The organism is Halomonas sp. YLB-10, assembly GCF_003856855.1.
GTDB classification, from domain to species: domain Bacteria; phylum Pseudomonadota; class Gammaproteobacteria; order Pseudomonadales; family Halomonadaceae; genus Halomonas; species Halomonas litopenaei.
Genome location: NZ_RRCU01000008.1, coordinates 66,274 through 84,011, shown reverse-complemented (window position 1 = coordinate 84,011; position 17,738 = coordinate 66,274). Strand labels below are relative to the sequence as shown.

The 17,738-nt window shown below is 65.3% G+C and carries 15 protein-coding genes; 6 read left to right on the top strand and 9 right to left on the bottom strand.

Annotation, left to right across the window (positions count from 1 at the left end; all coding sequences use genetic code 11):
• The first annotated feature begins 102 nt into the window (after positions 1-102).
• The 4 genes from ftsY (at position 103) to rpoH (ending at position 4,337) form a co-directional block, all read left to right on the top strand.
• Positions 103-1,635, top strand: coding sequence for a signal recognition particle-docking protein FtsY (gene ftsY / locus EBB56_RS17450; RefSeq protein ID WP_124804941.1), 1,533 nt, complete (start codon positions 103-105; stop codon positions 1,633-1,635).
• Complete coding sequence (gene ftsE, locus EBB56_RS17445; protein WP_045991304.1) at positions 1,632-2,300, top strand: cell division ATP-binding protein FtsE; 669 nt, start codon at positions 1,632-1,634, stop codon at positions 2,298-2,300. Before ftsY ends, ftsE begins: the two co-directional genes overlap by 4 nt.
• Positions 2,297-3,340 carry a permease-like cell division protein FtsX gene (gene ftsX / locus EBB56_RS17440; RefSeq protein ID WP_045991303.1) on the top strand — a complete coding sequence of 348 codons (1,044 nt, stop codon included), beginning with the start codon at positions 2,297-2,299 and terminating at the stop codon, positions 3,338-3,340. The genes ftsE and ftsX overlap by 4 nt, the downstream gene beginning before the upstream one ends.
• Before the next feature lie 130 nt (positions 3,341-3,470).
• A complete protein-coding gene (gene rpoH, locus EBB56_RS17435) occupies positions 3,471-4,337 on the top strand; it encodes an RNA polymerase sigma factor RpoH (protein WP_124804940.1) in 867 nt (288 codons plus the stop codon).
• 175 nt (positions 4,338-4,512) lie between these two features.
• Here rpoH and EBB56_RS17430 read toward each other — a convergent pair whose 3' ends face one another.
• From EBB56_RS17430 to EBB56_RS17415, 4 genes are all read right to left on the bottom strand, one after another.
• The gene (locus tag EBB56_RS17430) at positions 4,513-5,550 is read right to left on the bottom strand and encodes an SPFH domain-containing protein (protein WP_045991301.1); all 1,038 of its coding nucleotides are present in this window, start codon (positions 5,548-5,550) and stop codon (positions 4,513-4,515) included.
• Between the two features lie 137 nt (positions 5,551-5,687).
• Positions 5,688-6,152, bottom strand: coding sequence for an NfeD family protein (locus EBB56_RS17425; RefSeq protein WP_108131216.1), 465 nt, complete (start codon positions 6,150-6,152; stop codon positions 5,688-5,690).
• A gap of 602 nt (positions 6,153-6,754) precedes the next feature.
• Positions 6,755-8,218: a DASS family sodium-coupled anion symporter gene (locus EBB56_RS17420; RefSeq protein ID WP_124804939.1), complete on the bottom strand. Its 1,464-nt coding sequence runs from the start codon at positions 8,216-8,218 to the stop codon at positions 6,755-6,757.
• A gap of 272 nt (positions 8,219-8,490) precedes the next feature.
• On the bottom strand, positions 8,491-8,895 hold the full coding sequence (locus EBB56_RS17415; RefSeq protein ID WP_045991298.1) for a DoxX family protein: 405 nt from the start codon (positions 8,893-8,895) through the stop codon (positions 8,491-8,493).
• A 226-nt stretch (positions 8,896-9,121) separates the two neighbouring features.
• On the opposite strand from EBB56_RS17415, the gene EBB56_RS17410 reads away from it, so the two are divergent.
• Positions 9,122-9,583 carry an META domain-containing protein gene (locus tag EBB56_RS17410; RefSeq protein ID WP_124804938.1) on the top strand — a complete coding sequence of 154 codons (462 nt, stop codon included), beginning with the start codon at positions 9,122-9,124 and terminating at the stop codon, positions 9,581-9,583.
• A 24-nt stretch (positions 9,584-9,607) separates the two neighbouring features.
• On the opposite strand, the gene EBB56_RS17405 is transcribed toward EBB56_RS17410, so the two are convergent.
• Positions 9,608-10,201 (bottom strand): hypothetical protein, encoded by a 594-nt coding sequence (locus tag EBB56_RS17405; RefSeq protein ID WP_124804937.1) that lies wholly within the window; start codon positions 10,199-10,201, stop codon positions 9,608-9,610.
• Between the two features lie 482 nt (positions 10,202-10,683).
• Between EBB56_RS17405 and EBB56_RS17400 the strand changes: the two genes are divergently transcribed.
• Complete coding sequence (locus EBB56_RS17400) at positions 10,684-10,929, top strand: helix-hairpin-helix domain-containing protein (RefSeq protein ID WP_124804936.1); 246 nt, start codon at positions 10,684-10,686, stop codon at positions 10,927-10,929.
• A 135-nt stretch (positions 10,930-11,064) separates the two neighbouring features.
• Here the strand turns inward: EBB56_RS17400 and EBB56_RS17395 are convergent, their stop codons facing one another.
• The 4 genes from EBB56_RS17395 to EBB56_RS17380 form a co-directional block, all read right to left on the bottom strand.
• Complete coding sequence (locus tag EBB56_RS17395; protein ID WP_124804935.1) at positions 11,065-13,911, bottom strand: valine--tRNA ligase; 2,847 nt, start codon at positions 13,909-13,911, stop codon at positions 11,065-11,067.
• A gap of 232 nt (positions 13,912-14,143) precedes the next feature.
• Positions 14,144-14,635 carry a DNA polymerase III subunit chi gene (locus EBB56_RS17390; protein WP_124804934.1) on the bottom strand — a complete coding sequence of 164 codons (492 nt, stop codon included), beginning with the start codon at positions 14,633-14,635 and terminating at the stop codon, positions 14,144-14,146.
• Positions 14,636-14,701: 66 nt separating this feature from the next.
• Positions 14,702-15,796 (bottom strand): branched-chain amino acid aminotransferase, encoded by a 1,095-nt coding sequence (locus tag EBB56_RS17385; RefSeq protein ID WP_045994721.1) that lies wholly within the window; start codon positions 15,794-15,796, stop codon positions 14,702-14,704.
• A gap of 241 nt (positions 15,797-16,037) precedes the next feature.
• Positions 16,038-17,555, bottom strand: coding sequence for a leucyl aminopeptidase (locus EBB56_RS17380; RefSeq protein WP_045994720.1), 1,518 nt, complete (start codon positions 17,553-17,555; stop codon positions 16,038-16,040).
• Positions 17,556-17,738 lie beyond the last annotated feature (183 nt).

Below are 17,738 nucleotides of genomic sequence, written 5' to 3'. Positions count from 1 at the left end.
GCAGCGTCGCGTCGCCGCCTCGGGGCTGTCCTGTGTCCACAGCGAGCGGGCAGGGTGGTAGGATGTGGCGGTTCGTTCACCGGCTGAGGCGTCAGGTCATCCATGTTCGGTATTTTCAAGCGCAAGAAGAAGCACACGGGCGAAGAACCCGCCAAGGACCAGGAAGTCGTCGATCAGTCGTCTGCAGATGAGGCGGAAGGCGCGGCTGACAGGGAGGCTGAACAGCCCCTCGGCGACGAGCTGTCGCAAGGCTCACCGTCGGATGCCGAGCCGCCCCAGCAGGGCCGGGAATCTGGCCCCGAGCCGACCGAGACCGCCGAGGCGGTGGTGCCGGAGCCTGTCGAGCCGGCAGCGCCAGCGCCTGCCGAGCCGTCCACCCCTGCCGAGCAGGCGCCCGTTGAACCTGAGCCCGACAAGCAAGAGCCCGTCGAGCAGAAGTCCGGCGAGTCGCAAGCCGACCAGGCGCCGCCTGCCGCCCCCCAGCCGGCTGGCGAGCCCGCCGAAGATGAATCGCCGGCCTCGGCGCACAAGTTGGCCGAGGCGGAGGTGCCCGAGCCTGCAAGTCCGCCAGCTCCCGACGCTGGCACCGGCCAGCGCGAGCACGCCGAGGTGATCGAGCCCAGCCGTCCCACCGGCCCGGCCCTGCAGGAAAAGCCCAGAGCGCCGGTGCAGGGTGGCAAGGGTGGCGAGAAGAAGGGCTGGTTTGCGCGCATGCGCGAGGGCCTTGGCAAGACTCGGGCCAACCTGAGCGACGGCCTGGCCGACCTGTTCATGGGTGCCAAGCAGATCGATGACGAGCTGATCGAGGACATCGAGACCCAGCTGCTGATGGCCGACGTCGGTATCGAGGCCACCAGCGAAATCATCGAGGCGCTGACCGATCGCGTCTCGCGCAAGGAGCTGAAGGACCCGGAGGCGCTGTATCGTGCGCTGCAGCAGGAGCTGGCCGCCATGCTCGGCGAGGTCAGCCAGCCCCTGAGCCTCGAGACCGCCGACGGTGGGCCCTTCGTCATCCTGGTGGTGGGCGTCAACGGCGTCGGCAAGACCACCACCATCGGCAAGCTGACCCAGCGCTTCCAGCGCGAGGGCAAGAGCGTGATGCTGGCGGCGGGGGATACCTTCCGCGCGGCTGCGGTAGAGCAGCTCAAGGTGTGGGGCGAGCGCAACAGCGTGCCGGTGGTGGCTCAGCACACCGGCGCCGACAGCGCCTCGGTGATCTATGACGCCGTGGCGGCGGCCCGTGCCCGTGGCGTCGACGTCTTGATCGCCGATACCGCTGGTCGCCTGCACAACAAGAGTCACCTGATGGAAGAGCTCAAGAAGGTCCATCGGGTGATGGGCAAGCTCGATGCGCAGGCGCCTCACGAGGTGATGCTGGTGCTCGACGCCGGTACCGGCCAGAACGCCTTGTCCCAGGCGGCCACCTTCAACGAGGCGGTTCCGGTCAGCGGGATCACCCTGACCAAGCTCGACGGTACCGCCAAGGGGGGCGTGATCTTCGCCCTGGCCAAGCAGCTGAAGACGCCGATCCGCTTTATCGGGGTGGGTGAGAGTCTGGATGACCTGCGGCCGTTCAAGGCCGAGGACTTCGTCGACGCCCTGTTCGATCGTCGCCCGAGTGACGCCGACGAATGATCGCCTTCGAGCACGTCGGCAAGCGCTATGGAGGGCGCTTCGAGGCGCTCTCCAATATCGATTTTCGCGTCTCGCGGGGCGAGATGGTGTTTCTCACCGGCCATTCCGGTGCCGGCAAGAGTTCGCTGCTTCGGCTGATCATGCGCCTGGAGCGACCCAGTCGCGGACGGGTGATGGTCGCCGGTCACGATATCGACAAGCTGCATCCCAGCCAGTTGCCGTTCTACCGGCGTCAGATCGGGGTGGTCTTCCAGGACCACCAGCTGCTGTTCGACCGCTCGATCTATCACAATGTGGCGTTGCCGCTGGAGATCCGCGGCCTGGCGCCGCGGGATATCGCGCGGCGGGTCCGCGCCGCACTCGACAAGGTCGGCCTGCTGCACCGCGAAAAGGCGCTTCCCATCGAACTTTCCGGCGGCGAGCAGCAGCGCGTGGGCATCGCCCGGGCGGTGGTCAACAAGCCCGCCCTGCTGCTGGCCGATGAGCCTACCGGTAATCTCGACCCTCAGTTGTCCGCCGATATCATGGGGCTGTTCGAGGACTTTCATCGCATCGGCACCACGGTGATGATCGCCAGTCACGATCTGGCGTTGATCGCCAGGCTGCGTCACCGCACCCTGCGCCTGAGCGAGGGGCGCCTGGTGGCCGACGAGGAGGCCGCATGAGCGCTCGCCATTCGCGCAAGGGCGCGGCGACGCCCAGGGGCGCCTCGGCCGCCGCACGTACGGGCGGCCGCCAGGAGGCCTCGACGTCACCTCGCGGTGCGCGTCAGCAGACGGTGCGCGCACAGGGGCAGTGGCAAGCCTGGCTGCGCCACCATCGCGCCATGTGTGTGGACAGCCTGCGCCGGCTGGTGCGCCAGCCGGTGGGTAGCCTCTTGACCATGCTCGCCATCGCCATCGCCCTGGTGCTGCCCAGCGCCCTGTGGCTGTCACTGGACAGCGCCAAGCTGGTGGACGCCGAGCTGGACGCCAGCGCCACCCTGACGGCCTACCTCGACAAGGGGGTGAGCGAGTCCGAGACCGGTCGCATCCTGGAAGCGCTGGAGGCTCAGTCGGAGGTCGCCGCCACCGAATTGATCACCGCCGAGCAGGGCATGGCGGAATTCCAGCAATCCCTGGGGCTCGATGATGCCCTGGCGCGGCTCGACGAGAATCCGCTGCCCGCCGCGGTGGTGATCTCGCCGACGACGCCGTCTCCGGAGGCCATGGCGGCGCTGTCCGAGCGCCTGTCGGCGATGTCCGGGGTGGCCGAGGTGCGCCTCGACCTGGCCTGGATCGAGCGTCTGCGGCAACTGGCTGAGCTGGGTCGTCGCCTGACCCTGGCGCTGGGGGTGCTGTTTGGTCTGGGCGTGCTGCTGGTGGTGGGCAACACCATCCGCCTGGCGGTGGAGAACCGGCGCAAGGAGATCGAGGTGGTGACCCTGATCGGCGCCACCCATGCCTTTGTACGCCGACCCTTTCTGTACAGCGGCGCCTGGTATGGCCTGGGCGGCGGACTGCTGGCGTGGGGGCTTCTGACCCTGGGCAGCGACTGGCTGGCGGCGCCGGTGGCATCGCTGGCGGCCAGCTACGGCGCGCACTATCAGCTACCGACCCTGGGCCTTGTCGGCTCTACAACATTGCTGACTTGTAGTACACTATTGGGCTGGTTGGGAGCCTGGATCGCCGTCAGCCGCCACTTGGCGGGCATCAAGCCACGCTAGCGGCAACAGGTAATCACCCGTTTCTTGTACGGTTTCGTCGGATGTCTACGACCAAAGGGGAACTTCTTCCTATTTTTATCCTCCAAGGTGCATCCGAAATCTTGTTGGTCTTCGAGGAGACAACCTGCACATGAGCAACAGTCTTCTGCCGGTGGGTCATCTTTCACCGGGGCACGACCTCAACGGCTATATTCAGGCCGTCAATCGCATTCCGCTGCTGACGGTGGATGAAGAGCAGGACCTGGCCCATCGCCTTCAGCAGGAAGGCGATCTGGAAGCCGCCCGCCGTCTGGTCATGTCCCATCTGCGTTTTGTCGTGCACATCGCACGCAGCTATTCCGGCTATGGACTTCCCCAGGCTGACCTGATTCAGGAAGGCAACGTCGGCCTGATGAAGGCCGTCAAGCGTTTCGACCCGACCCAGGGCGTACGCCTGGTGTCTTTCGCGGTGCACTGGATCAAGGCCGAGATCCACGAGTTCGTGCTGCGCAACTGGCGCATCGTTAAGATCGCCACCACCAAGGCCCAGCGCAAGCTGTTCTTCAACCTGCGCGGCGCCAAGAAGCGCCTGGCCTGGTTGAACAGCGACGAGGTCGACGCCATCGCCAAGGACCTGGACGTCAAGCCCGAGGTGGTGCGCGAGATGGAAGGTCGTCTGGCCTCCCATGATGCCGGCTTCGATGCTTCACCGTCCGAGGACGAGGATTCGGCCTATCAGGCACCGGTTCACTATCTGGACGACGCCAGCCAGGACCCGGCGACCCAGCTCGAGGACAGCGACTGGGAGCAGGACGCCACCCGCCGCCTCCAGGGCGCGCTGGCCGAGCTCGACGAGCGCTCGCGGGATATCCTGAGCCAGCGCTGGCTCGCCGAAAACAAGGCGACCCTGCATGAACTGGCCGATGTCTATGGTGTGTCCGCCGAGCGCATTCGTCAGCTCGAGAAGAACGCCATGAAGAAGATCCGCGAACGTCTGGGTGATAACATGGCGGCCTGACCGCCATCGATTGCGCCAGCCGCTGGCAGGACGAAAACGCCCGAACCTCACGGTTCGGGCGTTTTCAGTTGTGGCTGAGCTTGTACCAGGGCGACTGCCACAAGGGCTGTAGGGTGGTTGCCTGAGCCGCTATACCAGCCGCTATACCAGTCGCTACACGCCCTGGTACCAGCGCCTAGCCCTGGGCGCTGGCAGCACCCGTCAGGCCGCCAGCGGCGGCTGCGCGGCGGGCAATGTCGCCCAGCGCCTCGTCACCGGCGCTGAGATCGCGAAAGGCGCCCATGGCGCCGAGCAGGGCCGAGCTCTCGTAGGGCACGAACACACGCTCTCCCTGCTTGGCCATCTCCGGCAGCATCGAGATATAGGACTGGCCGAGCAGATAGCCGATGACCGCCCTGGTGCTCTTCTCGCCTTCGCCCATGGCACCCAGTACCAGCTCGATGGAGCGACTTTCGCCCTGGGCACGCAGAATGGCGGATTCCTTGTCGCCCTGGGCGTTGAGGATCGCTGACTCCTTCTGGCCCTGGGCCTTGGCGATGGCCGCGGCCTTTTCGCCCTCGGCCTCGGTGACGGTGGCTCGACGGCGACGTTCGGCGGACATCTGCAGGTGCATGGCCTCCTTGACCTCCGTCGGCATCTCGATGTCCTGCACCTCGATGCGATTGATCGCCACCCCCCACTTGGAGGCAGGTTCCTCCATCTGTTCCTTGATCTTGGCGTTGACCTCGGCGCGGGACTCGAAGATCTTGTCCAGCTCCATCTGGCCGACCACCGAGCGCAGCGTCGTCTTGGCCAGTACCTCCACCGCCTGACTCATGTTCTCGATCTTGTAGACGGCGTTGGCCGGATCGATGATCTGAAAGTAGATGGCGCCGTCGATGCGCACCGTCACGTTGTCGGTGGTGACCACCGGCTGGGACGGGAAGTCCATGACCGACTCGCGCAGGTCGATGCGGGTCTCCTGACTCAGCACCGGGGTGAACTCCTGGCCCTTGCGCAGGTAGCGCACCATCTTGATTGGTCTTGGCTTGTCGAAGAACGGAACGATGAAGTTGATGCCCTTCTGCAGCGTGCGGTGGTAGGCGCCGAGGCGCTCGATCACCATCACCTCGGACTCCTGAACGATCACCAGTCCCTTGATCACCATGATTACGGCGATGACGACCACCACCAGGGCAATCAATAGCCCCGGGTTTATGGCATACGGCAACATGCAGGTACCTCCTTGGTATCGAGAGTGTCGCCCAGGGCGACCGACGGCATCCCGCCGCCGAAAGCCAGCTTAGGCAATGGGCGGGCGAGTGGCGATAGCGTCTGGCGGCCGCTGCCCGAACGAGCGCATGACCGGGATCAAGAACCTTCGCCGGCGGGACGGACCACCGCCTGGGTGCCCTCGAAGCGGACCAGCGTTACCTCGTCACCCGGACGAAGGGCAGGACCACTCCCTGCTTCGTCCGCCAGGCTGGCACGGTAGAGATCACCGTCGAGCTTGATGCAGGGTGCGTCATCGAAGTCGCGGCTGACCAGCACGAAGCGTTGACCGCGGCCTCCACCGCTGCCAGCCACGCCGAAGCCTTTTTTCGCGCCTCGGCCGCGTCGTCTGAGCTGTCGAATCGCCAGCGGCACCAGCACGGCACAGGCGAGCGCCAGGACGATCAGTTGCAGGGTGAAAGTGGCGCCCAGCCAGGCGGCCAGGGCGGTGAGGGCGAGTGCCGCCGCCAGGGCCAGCAGCACGTAGGAACCGGTCAGCAGCTCGACCAGCAGAGCCGCGAGTCCGGCCAGCAGCCACCACAGCGCGGGAGATAGAAAATCCATGAGGGGCCTCTTGGAAGCAGCGAAATGACGTCCTGTCCTGTCCGATTCTGCGCCGCCGGCCGTGACCCGGCAAGCCGGCGAGACCCGCAGATGACAGCGCCACCGCGATTGCGGTGGCGCGTGGTCCAATATCACGAGGCCTGGAAGTCTGTCGTGTTACGGGGCTTACCAGTACCCCAGCACCTTCCACCGTAGAGAGTCTGCGACACCGACCCAGACGGTCAGGTTGACCAGGCTCCTGCCCTGATCAAGAGCGGACCCGCCTTCCGGGCGTCTTACCAGTACCCCAGCACCTTCCACCATAGGCTACCGACACCGACCCAGACGGTCAGGTTGACCAGGCTCCTGCTCTGATCAAGAGCGGACCCGCCTTCCGGGCGTCTTGCCAGTACCCCAGCACCTTCCACCGTAGAGAGTCTGCGACACCGACCCAGACGGTCAGGTTGACCAGGCTCCTGCCCTGATCAAGAGCGGACCCGCCTTCCGGGCGTCTTGCCAGTACCCCAGCACCTTCCACCGTAGAGAGTCTGCGACACCGACCCAGACGGTCAGGTTGACCAGGCTCCTGCTCTGATCAAGAGCGGACCCGCCTTCCGGGCGTCTTACCAGTACCCCAGCACCTTCCACCATAGGCTGCCGACACCGACCCACACTGTCAGGTTGACCAGGCTCATCACCAGTCCGGCCTTCCACCAGGTGCCGAGTTCCACATAGCCGGAGCCGAAGATGATCGGGGCGGTGCCGGTGGCGTAGTGGGTCAGCGACATCATCAGCGAGGAGGCGCCGGCCAGCAGCAGGGCGATGTACAGGGTAGGGATGCCGAGGGCGATACCGGCGGCCAGGAAGGCGGCGTACATGGCGGTGATATGGGCGGTGGTGCTGGCGAAGAAGTAGTGCGCGTAGAAGTAGACGCCGGTCAGCGCCAGGGCCATGCCGAACCAGCCCATATTGAAGCTGCTGATGCCCTCCTCGATGACCCCGGAGAACCAGCCGATCAGTCCGAGCTTGCCCAGGAAGCTTGCCATCATTACCAGAGCGGCGAACCACACGATGGTGTCCCAGGCGGACTTCTCGCCGAGGATGTCATCCCAGGTCAGCACATTGGTGACCAGCAGGATGGACAGTCCCAGCAGCGCCACCGCGGTGGAGTTTACCTTGAACTCGGGGCCGAACAGCATCGCCGGGATACCGGCCCACAGGATCAACAGCAGGCCGAACACGCCGATCATGATCTTTTCGGCGCGGCCGAGCGCGCCCATGGCGGTGAGCTGCTCGCGGGCGAAGGAGGTGGCGTCCGGGGTGCGCTTGAGCTCCGGCGGATACAGCACGTACAGCACCGCCGGCATCAAGGCGATGGCGACCAGGCCGGGCAATAGCGCGGCCAGCGCCCACTGGGTCCAGGTGATCGAGATGGCGGAGTCGGTAGCCTTGGCGATCAGGTCGACGATAAGGGGGTTGGGGGCCGTTGCGGTGATGAACATGGCCGAGGTGATGGGGTTGGCGTGATAGTTCACCAGCGCCAGGTACTCGCCGATCTTCTTGCTGGTGCCGGACTCGGGGGAGGAGCCGAAGCTGTCGGCGATGGAGCGCATGATCGGGTGCATGATGCCGCCACCCCGGGCGGTGTTGCTGGGGGTGATCGGGGCGATGGTCAGCTCCGCCAGGGACAGGGCGTAGCCGATGCCGAGGGTGCGTTTGCCGAAGGCGGCGATAAAGGCGTAGCCGATGCGGTTGCCCAGACCCGTCTTCGACAGCCCGCGGGAGATCATGATGGCCAGGCCGATCAGCCAGATCAGCGGGTTGGAAAAGCCCGAGAGGGCGTCGGAGACCGCGCCCTTGGAACTGTCCGGGTTGGTGACGCCGGTCAGCGCGACCACGGTGATGGCAATGATCGCCAGGGCGCCGATGCGCATGGTCTTGCCGATGATGGCGGCGATGGTGGCGACGAAGATCGCCAGCAGGTGCCAGGCCTCGGGATTGACGCCGTCAGGTACGGGGATTACGAACCAGAGCGCCAGCCCCAGGGTCACCGAGACCAGGGCGGGGAGCGGTTTGAATGCGAGCATAAGCGAGCTCCTTTGGGGAAGATCGAGTGATCACCTCTCCACAGAGAGAATCCGAAGGTGTTGTGCTCATTTACGCATAGACGAAGCGACGTCCGAATGACGGACATCAAGCAGAAGTACGACTTTCGTCGAAATGGTCATGTCGAGTGCAACTTGCGCTGAGGAGGTCGCAGCGCCAAGGCAGGAGATAACGGTGCAGGAGTTGGGTGAGGGCTGCGGCCGACGCCATGCCGGGAACTGCCCGGCATGGCGCGAGAGGAGGTGAACGGTCCCTAGTCGGGCTTGATCGCGGTGCGGCCGCTGCCCAGGAACATCATCGCCAGGGCGCCGAACAGGAACATGCCCTGCAGCTCCAGCGCCCAGCCGCCGCTGCTGGTCAGGCTGAACAGCTCACCCATATGCGCCAGATAGATGGCCACCACCATGTTGCCGGCGATCAGCAGACCGGCGATGCGAGTGTTCCAGCCGAGGATCGCCATGACAGGTGCGACGACTTCGCCCAGCAGGACGCCATAGGCCAGCACAGTGGGCAGGCCATGGGAGGCCAGGGTTTCACCGATCCAGGACAGGCTGCCGGGATTGATCAGCTTGCTGACGCCGTGCAGCAGGATCATCACGCCAAGGGCCAGGCGCAGGATCAGCTTTCCCAGGTCGTCGTTGTCGAGGGCGTTGAGCATGGTGACTTCCTTTTCACTAGGGGCTTTTTTGACTCGAGAGCCTTTCACTTCTGGCGTTGGGCAGAAAACAGTCGCGCCGAGTTATCCGTGGCTTCGCAGCATGATCGCGATGACGTCGGCATGGTGCCTTCGGTCGCAACACCAGAATCACCGAAACGGTCGGACCACGCAGGCAATTCTGGCATATTAGGCTTTATCCAGATGACTCAGCTGCAAGGAAGATAGCATGGTTCCGTCACGACTTCGCCGCACCGCCGCTTTCGCTCTTTTCACCCTGGCGCTCAGTGCCTGCTCCAGCCAGCCTGGGCCCACGGTGGGTGGGGGCGACACGGCGGCCCCGGGCAGCGTCTCGAGCCCGCTGGTCGGCAAGCGCTGGAACCTGTTGCTGGTGGGCACCAGCGATCGCCTGTCGATGCCGCAGAAGCCGTACTTCGAGGTGGCTTCCGATGGCAGTGTCAGCGGTAGCGACGGCTGCAATCGCTTCACCGGCACGGTGAGCTTCGGTGACAGCCAGCGTATCGACTTCAGCGAACTGACCGCCACCCGCATGGCCTGTGCCAATCCCCAGGGGGCCCAGCAGGTCCGCGAGATGCTCGACAACGCCTATCGCTACCTGATCGACCATGACCGACTGGTGTTCTTCGGCCCTAACTCGCTGGTGCTGGGCGGTTTTCGCGACGCTAGCTGACCGGGCCAGTGTTCATCGGGGCGATCAGCGACTCCGGTTGTCCCTCCTGAGCGCGGTACTCGAGATGTCGGCTGCAGCGCGGCTTGCATGATGCAGGCAGGATCGCAGGCTGTGCTTTCGCTGTTGGAAGCGATCGAGCCACCGGGGATGGATCGCCACCACGCGCACCGGAACGGAAGCTAGTCCCAGCAATTGCACGATGGCCAGGCGGTGTGAACCGCCGTAGCCGAGCACGACCTCGCCATCCCGGGTAATCAATACCTGCATTTCGTCATCGGGGTGGCGACTGTCGTCGGGGTGTTGGCGAGCCAGTTCTTGCTGGGTCTTGTAGCCGTGTCGGCGAATGCCGTGGTAGGCACGAGACAGCGTCTCGAAGTAGCGAGCGATATCCTCCTCGCTGCGACACCAGTAGGCGCCTTGCTGTGCCGGGTCGGTGCACTCGCCGGAACGATAGCGAGCCACCGCTTGATGCATCTGGGCGTACTGGGCGGTCTCGCGGAAGTGCCTGTCGTGGGCGAAGATGTCCTCGACTGCAGCGGTCTCGTTCAGGCGTGCCTGGCAAAGTGGTGCAACATGGCTGATGTCCCAGTCGCCTTCACTGATCAACTCACGGCTCAAGCCAGAGCGCGTGACGCAGCGCGCGATGCGCCTTGGGTCGATGTCGACCAGCGGCAGGTCGTTGGCATTCAGCCAGCGACGTTGAAGGTCGACACGGCCACACAGCTCGGCCAGGTACAGCAGGGCACGCCGTGTTCGGCGGCGAAGGCGTGGCAGGGCGGCGAGCCCGGCAGTGCCAGGGAACGCCAGGGGGGGAAAGGCCCGAGTGCGTCATGTTGTAAATGTCTATTGTTGTTGTACGCGTTGGTATGGCCGTTGTTCGGTCTGCTGTCGTATCTGCGGCCGAATCGGCGATTGGCCTGAAGGAGCGGCTGTGCTGACAGCTTCACTGTGCCGCAAAAAGCTTTAATAGAAGAAACTGAATTTTGTAGTCATACCGTCATCTTTGTGTCGTACCCGATCAGGCTGAGGCGACGCAGACGGTTGCCTGAGGCGAGGGGCAGGCACGAACCAATAGCGACGTTCCGACAGGGGGGGGCTGGATGGCCTTCAGCAACGAAGAAAGGGTGGCGCTGCTTGCGCTTCACGGGGTAGGGCCGACCGTCGTCAGCCGTTTTGAGCAGCTTGGCATCGACTCCTTCGAGCGTCTGGCGACGTTCGAGTCCCGGGAGATCGCCGAGCAGGTGGCATCGATGCTCAACACCAGCTGCTGGAAGAATTCGCCACGCGCCCTGGCGGCGGTGGAGGCGGCCATCGTGCGTGCCAGGCAAGGACTCAAGGTAGGCTGAGACCCTGACTTGAGATCATGGCGGACCAAAAAGAGCCGACCCCGCCAGTGGCGGGGTCGGCTCGGGTGGTGCTGACGTCGGTCGTGCCGGCTTGGGCCGGGACTCGACTAGAGCGCTGCGACTAGAGCGCTGCGACTACAGGGCCGCGATCTTGTCGCGCTGTTCGACCAGCACCCGGCGGGCGGCCTGGTACTCCTCGAGCTTGCCGCGCTCCTTGTCGATGACGGCGGCCGGGGCCTTGGCCACGAAGCCTTCGTTGGCGAGCTTCTTCTCGACGCCGCCGATCAACTTGTCCTGCTTGTCGATCTCCTTGCCCAGGCGGGCGAGCTCGGCGTCCTTGTCGATCAGGTCCGCCATCGGCACCAGTACTTCCATGTCGCCGACCAGCTGGGTGGCGGACAGCGGCGCCGTGCTGGCGTCATCGAGCCACTCGATGGACGACAGCTTGGCCAGCTTGGACAGGAACAGGCGATTGGCGCTCAGGCGCGCCTGGTCGGCCTCGCTGCCCTTGGTCAGCAGGGCGTCGAGCGGCTTGCCCGGGGCGATGTTCATCTCGGCGCGGATATTGCGGACCGCCACGATCACCCCCTTGAGCCATTCGATGTCACGGATCGCGTCCTGGTCGATCAACGCCTCATCCGACAGCGGCCAGGCCTTGGCCATCAGCGAGTCGTTGTCGCCTTCCAGGGTGCCGGCGAGCGGCGCCACGCGCTGCCAGATCTCCTCGGAGATGTAGGGCATCATCGGATGGGCCAGGCGCAGGATGGCTTCCAGCACCCGCACCAGGGTGCGCCGGGTGCCGCGCTTGGCGGCCTCGCTGGCGCCTTCGTCCCACAGTACCGGCTTGGACAGCTCCAGATACCAGTCGCAGTACTCGTTCCAGACGAAGTCGTAAAGCGCCTGGGAGGCGTGGTCGAAGCGGAACTCCTCCATCGCACGGGTGACCTGATCCACCGTCTGCTGCAGGCGGGCCTCGATCCAGCGGTCGGCCAGCGACAGCTCGACCTCGCCGCCTTCGCGGCCGCAGTCCTCGTTCTCGGCGTTCATCAAGACGTAGCGAGAGGCGTTCCACAGCTTGTTGCAGAAGTTGCGGTAGCCGTCCAGCCGGCCCATGTCGAACTTGATGTCGCGACCGGTGGTGGCCTGGGACAGGAAGGTATAGCGCAGGGCGTCGGTGCCGTGGGCCTCGATGCCGTCGGGGAACTCCGAACGGGTCGCCTTGGCGATGGCCTTGGCCTTCTGCGGCTGCATCATGTTGCCGGTGCGCTTGTCGACCAGCGCCTCCAGATCGATGCCGTCGATCAGGTCGATGGGGTCGAGTACGTTGCCCTTGGACTTGGACATCTTCTGGCCCTGGCCGTCACGCACCAGGCCGTGGACGTAGACCGTCTTGAACGGCACCTCGTCGGTGAACTTGAGGGTCAGCATGATCATCCGCGCGACCCAGAAGAAGATGATGTCAAAGCCGGTCACCAGCACGCTGCTGGGATGGAAGGTCTTGAGCTCTTCGGTCTGCTCGGGCCAGCCGAGGGTGCCGAAGGTCCACAGCCCGGAGCTGAACCAGGTGTCGAGTACGTCCTCGTCCTGGGTCAGGGCGACGTCGCCTGCGATGCCGTGCTTTTCGCGGGCCTCGGCTTCGGTGCGCGCCACATAGACGTTGCCCTCCTGGTCATACCAGGCAGGGATACGGTGGCCCCACCACAGCTGGCGCGAGATGCACCAGTCCTGCAGATCACGCATCCACGAGAAGTACATGTTCTCGTAGTTTTTGGGCACGAACTGGATGTCGCCGTTTTCCACCGCCTCGATGGCCGGCTTGGCCAGTGTTTCCACCGCCACGAACCATTGATCGGTCAGCAGCGGCTCGATCACGTCACCGGAACGATCGCCGTAGGGCAGGGTGTTGTTGACCGTTTCGGTCTTCTCGAGCAGGCCCTTGGCCTCCATGTCGGCGACGATGGCCTTGCGAGCGGCAAAGCGGTCGAGGCCGGCGTATGCCGCAGGCAGGCTAGTGTCGATGTCGGTCAGCGGACGGCCCTGGATGTCGAAGGCCTCGGCGGCTTCGAGGATATGGGCGGTCTTCGAGAAGACATTGATCAGCGGAAGACCAGCGCGCTTGCCGACTTCATAGTCGTTGAAGTCGTGGGCCGGGGTGATCTTCACGCAGCCCGAGCCCTTGTCCATGTCGGCGTGCTCATCGGCGACGATGGGGATGCGACGGCCGACCAGCGGCAGCTCGACGAACTTGCCGACCAGCGAGGCGTAGCGCTCGTCGTCGGGATTGACCGCCACGGCGCTGTCGCCGAGCAGGGTCTCGGGGCGGGTGGTGGCGACCACCAGATGGTCGAGGCCGGCGTCGGTGGTGACACCGTCGGCCAGCGGATAGCGGAAGTGCCAGAACTGACCCTGCTGGTCGCGATTCTCGACCTCGAGATCGGAGATGGCGGTGTTCAGCGTCGGGTCCCAGTTGACCAGGCGCTTGCCGCGATACACCAGATCCTCTTCATACAGGCGGACGAAGACCTCCTGCACCGCCTTGTAGAAGCCCTCATCCATGGTGAAGCGCTCGCGGCTCCAGTCGAGGCTTGCGCCCATGCGACGGAGCTGGCGGGTGATATGGCCGCCGGACTCATGCTTCCATTCCCACACCTTGTCGATGAAGGCCTCGCGCCCCAGGTCGTGGCGCGTCTTGCCTTCCTCGGCGGCGACCTTGCGCTCCACCAGCATCTGGGTGGCGATGCCGGCGTGGTCGGTGCCCACCTGCCACAGGGTGTTGCGACCCTGCATCCGCCGCCAGCGGATCAGGGTGTCCATGATGGTGTCCTGGAAGGCGTGACCCATGTGCAGGCTGCCGGTGACGTTGGGTGGCGGAATCATGATGGCGAAGGGGTCGCCCTTGCCCGAGGGCGCGAACCGTCCGTCGTTTTCCCAGCGCTCGTACCAGCGGGCTTCGATGCTTTCGGGTTGGTAGGTCTTGTCCATGGGGTACTCTTGCTAGCGGAGCCCGGGGCATGCCAGGCACGAGACAGAGGCTCGCGCATGGCGCTGGGCTTGGAGTTCGACAGCCGGCGCTCGGGCTCGAAAGCTTCCCGCCGAAGAGCGGTTGCGCGAGTGAGGCCTGCGAAAAATGGGCTCGATTATACCCTGATCCGAGGCGGGGCGTCAGGGGCTGACGGGATGACCGGCAGTGTCCAGAGGATTTGGTGACAGGAGCCTACCCCTGACCCTTGAGGTGGTGCGGTGTGACCGGGTAGCCGCGCTGCTTGTAGGTCTTCCAGCACTCGCGCTTGACCGTCAGCACGTCCTGGTGCTGGTTGATGATCTCGGCCACCCGCTCGAAGCGAGAAAACCACTCGGGGATTTCCGGCGACAGGTTGAGCATCGCCTGGGGCGGCGGGTCGAGGCTTTGCGGCGGCCCCTGCCAGCCGATGGTGACGGGTACCGGCCTTGCTTCTTGCTGGGTTGATTCTGTAGCGCCGGCCGCTCTTGCATCGGCCCCGCCCCCGGCCTCGAGCGCATGGGGGACGAAGGCGTCGGGACGAAAGTCCCACAGACGCTGGTCGAGCTCCCGGGCCATGGCTTCGTCTTCGGCGTACAGGTAGAGCCGGTAGCCCTTGCGGGCGATGGTCTCGGTCAGCCGACAGGCGAAGGCGAGGCGGGCCTCGAGGGTGGTGTCCGGCAGGATGTAGAAGTCGATCTTGGTCATGCGCTCTGACTTGATGGCTGAACGAAGGCCGCCCGGGGGCGGCCTTTTGGTAGGGAAGGAGCCGGATCAGGCAAGACGGGTCAGCCAGCCATGGGTGTCTTCGACACGGCCGTACTGGATGTCGAGCAGACGCTTGCGCAGTCGGCTGGCCACCTCGTTGCCCTCGGGGTGCTCGATCACGCCGTCCTCGCTGACCAGTCGCCCGATGGGGGTGATGACCGCGGCGGTACCGCAGGCAAAGACTTCGGTGATTTCGCCGGAGGCCACGCCATCGCGCCACTCGTCGATGCTGATGGGGCGCTCTTCCGGGGTCAGGCCTTCATCCTTGGCCAGTTCGAGCATGGAATCCCGGGTCACCCCCTCGAGGATGGTGCCGGTCAGGCGCGGGGTGACCAGACGGCCGTCACGGGTGACGAAGAACAGGTTCATGCCGCCGAGTTCCTCGATCCAGGTGTTTTCCACGGCGTCGAGGAAGGCCACCTGGTCGCAGCCGTGGTCGGCGGCTTCCTTCTGGGCCAGCAGCGAGGCGGCGTAGTTGCCGCCGCACTTGGCGTAGCCGGTGCCGCCGGGGGCGGCGCGGTTGTAGTTCGACGACAGCCAGATCGATACCGGCTTGACCCCACCCTTGAAGTAGGCCGCCACCGGCGAGGCGATGACGTAGAAGTCCACCTCCTTGGACGGGCGCACGCCAAGGAAGGCCTCGGAGGCGATCATGAAGGGGCGCAGGTAGAGACTGGATTCCTCGGCGGCGCTTGCCGGCGTCGGCACCCAGTCGATGTCCTGGGCGACCAGTGCCTTGACCGCGCCGATGAAGTCCTCGTCGGACAGTTCCGGCAGGGCCAGTCGACGGGCGCTGGCGCGAAAGCGCGCGGCGTTCTTTTCCGGGCGGAAGGTCCAGACGCTGCCGTCGGCGTGGCGGTAGGCCTTCATGCCCTCGAAGATTTCCTGGGCGTAGTGCAGCACCGAGGCGGCCGGGTCCAGTGACAGCGGGCCGTAGGGACGTACCTGATGGCCGTGGAAGCCGGCGTCCTCGGTCCAGCGGATGTGGGCCATGTGGTCGGTGAAGTGACGACCGAAGCCCGGGTTCTCGAGAATGGTGTTACGGATGCTCGCGTCGGTGGCGTTGGCGTTGGGCTCGAGCGAGAAGCCTTGGATGGACACGGGTCGTTCTCCAGAATCGTATCGCGCCGCAAGGGCTCTGCGGCGACAGCGGATCGAGGTCGAGTCAGGGGGCTCGACCGGGATGGGGTGGGCAGGCATCGTGCCTGCCGATGGAATCAGAATGACACAGGCTCGCCCTTTCGGGAAAGCCTGTGGGTCGGGAAAGCCTGTAGGACGGGGAAGCCCGCCGGGGCGGGTGCCGACGTCTGTCGGCACCCGTGTGGACGGCGGACTTGCCGGGTCAGTCCTGGTCGGTGTTGACCACCTCTGCCTCGCGGTCGAGCAGGTAGCGGGTCAGCAGGCCCACCGGGCGGCCTGTGGCACCCTTGGCGCTGCCGCTGTTCCAGGCGGTGCCGGCCACGTCCAGGTGCGCCCAGGGGAAGTCGGTGGCGAAGCGCGACAGGAAGCAGCCGGCGGTGATGGTGCCCGCCGGGCGCCCGCCGATGTTGGCCAGGTCGGCGAAGTTGGAGTCCAGCTGCTCCTGGTACTCGTCCCACAGCGGCAGATGCCAGGCGCGATCCCAGGCGGTTTCGCCGGCGTCGAGAAGGTCCAGCGCCAGGTCGTCGTCGTTGGACATCAGGCCGGTGGCGTGGTGGCCAAGCGCAATGATGGCGGCACCGGTGAGGGTGGCGATGTCGACGACGCTGGCCGGCTCGAAGCGCTCGGCGTAGGTCAGGGCATCACACAGCACCAGGCGGCCCTCGGCGTCGGTGTTGAGCACCTCCACCGACAGCCCCTTCAGCGTCTTGATGATGTCGCCAGGCTTGGTCGCGCGACCGCTGGGCATGTTCTCGGCGGCGGCGACGATGGCGACCAGGTTGATCTTCGGCTTGATTGCCAGGATCGAAGCTACCGCGCCGAACACGCTGGCGGCGCCGCACATGTCGAACTTCATCTCGTCCATGCCGGCACCGGGCTTGAGCGAGATGCCGCCGGTGTCGAAGGTGATGCCCTTGCCGACGAGCACGTGGGGCGACTCGTTTTCGTCGTCCGCGCCTTGATAGCGCATCACGATCAGTCGCGACGGCTCGTCGCTGCCATGACCGACCGACAACAGCGAGTGCGCGCCGAGCTCCTCGAGGGCTGCCTCGTCGAGGATCTCGGTGGTCAGGGCGCCATCGGATTCGCTGGCCAGGCGCTCGGCCTCGCTGGCGAGGTAGCGCGGCGTGCAGACGTTGCCCGGCAGGTTGCCGAGCTGGCGGGCCAGGTTGATGCCCTGGCCCACGGCGGCACCCTGGCGGGCGCCTTCGCTGGCCGCGTTCTGGTCTTCGCCCTCACTGAGCAGGATCGACACCGTCTTGAGGCTGGGAGCCGGGCCACTCTCCTTCTTGAAGTCGGTGAAGCGGTAGCTGGCGCGCAGCGCGCTCTCGGCGATCTTGTGGGCCTTCCAGCCGGCGTCGCGATCCTCGACGGGCACGTCGGTGAGGGCTACCGAGACTTCGTCCACGGTCAGCTGACCGAGGCTCGCGAAGGCGGCGTCCACGGCCTTGCAGAAGGCACCTTCGTGGCACTTGTCGCGCTCGCCGAAGCCGACCAGCAGCAGGCGGTCGGCGCACAGCCCAGGCGCAAAGGGCACCAGCTGGACGTTGCCGAGCTTGGCGTTGAAATCGCCACGCTCGATCAACTGTCCGATCAGACGCTCGCTGGCGTCGTCGAGCTTGGCGGCGGCAGGAGTAAGTTCACCGTCCTTGAACACCGGGATGACCAGGCAAGCGGTCTCGATCTTGACCGGGTTGGCCGTCTTTACAGGGAATTCCATGCTGACTCCACAAGACAAGTGTGGGGGGATTCTGGATAATGCCGGCACGATGCCGAGTCCATCCAGTGTACCCAAGGCCCCCGGGGTTTGCATGATCACCGTGGCCGCAGCGATCGATCGGGTAGAGACATCGATCAGGGACCTATACTGGATCAGGGACGACCGGTGAGGACGACCGAGAGC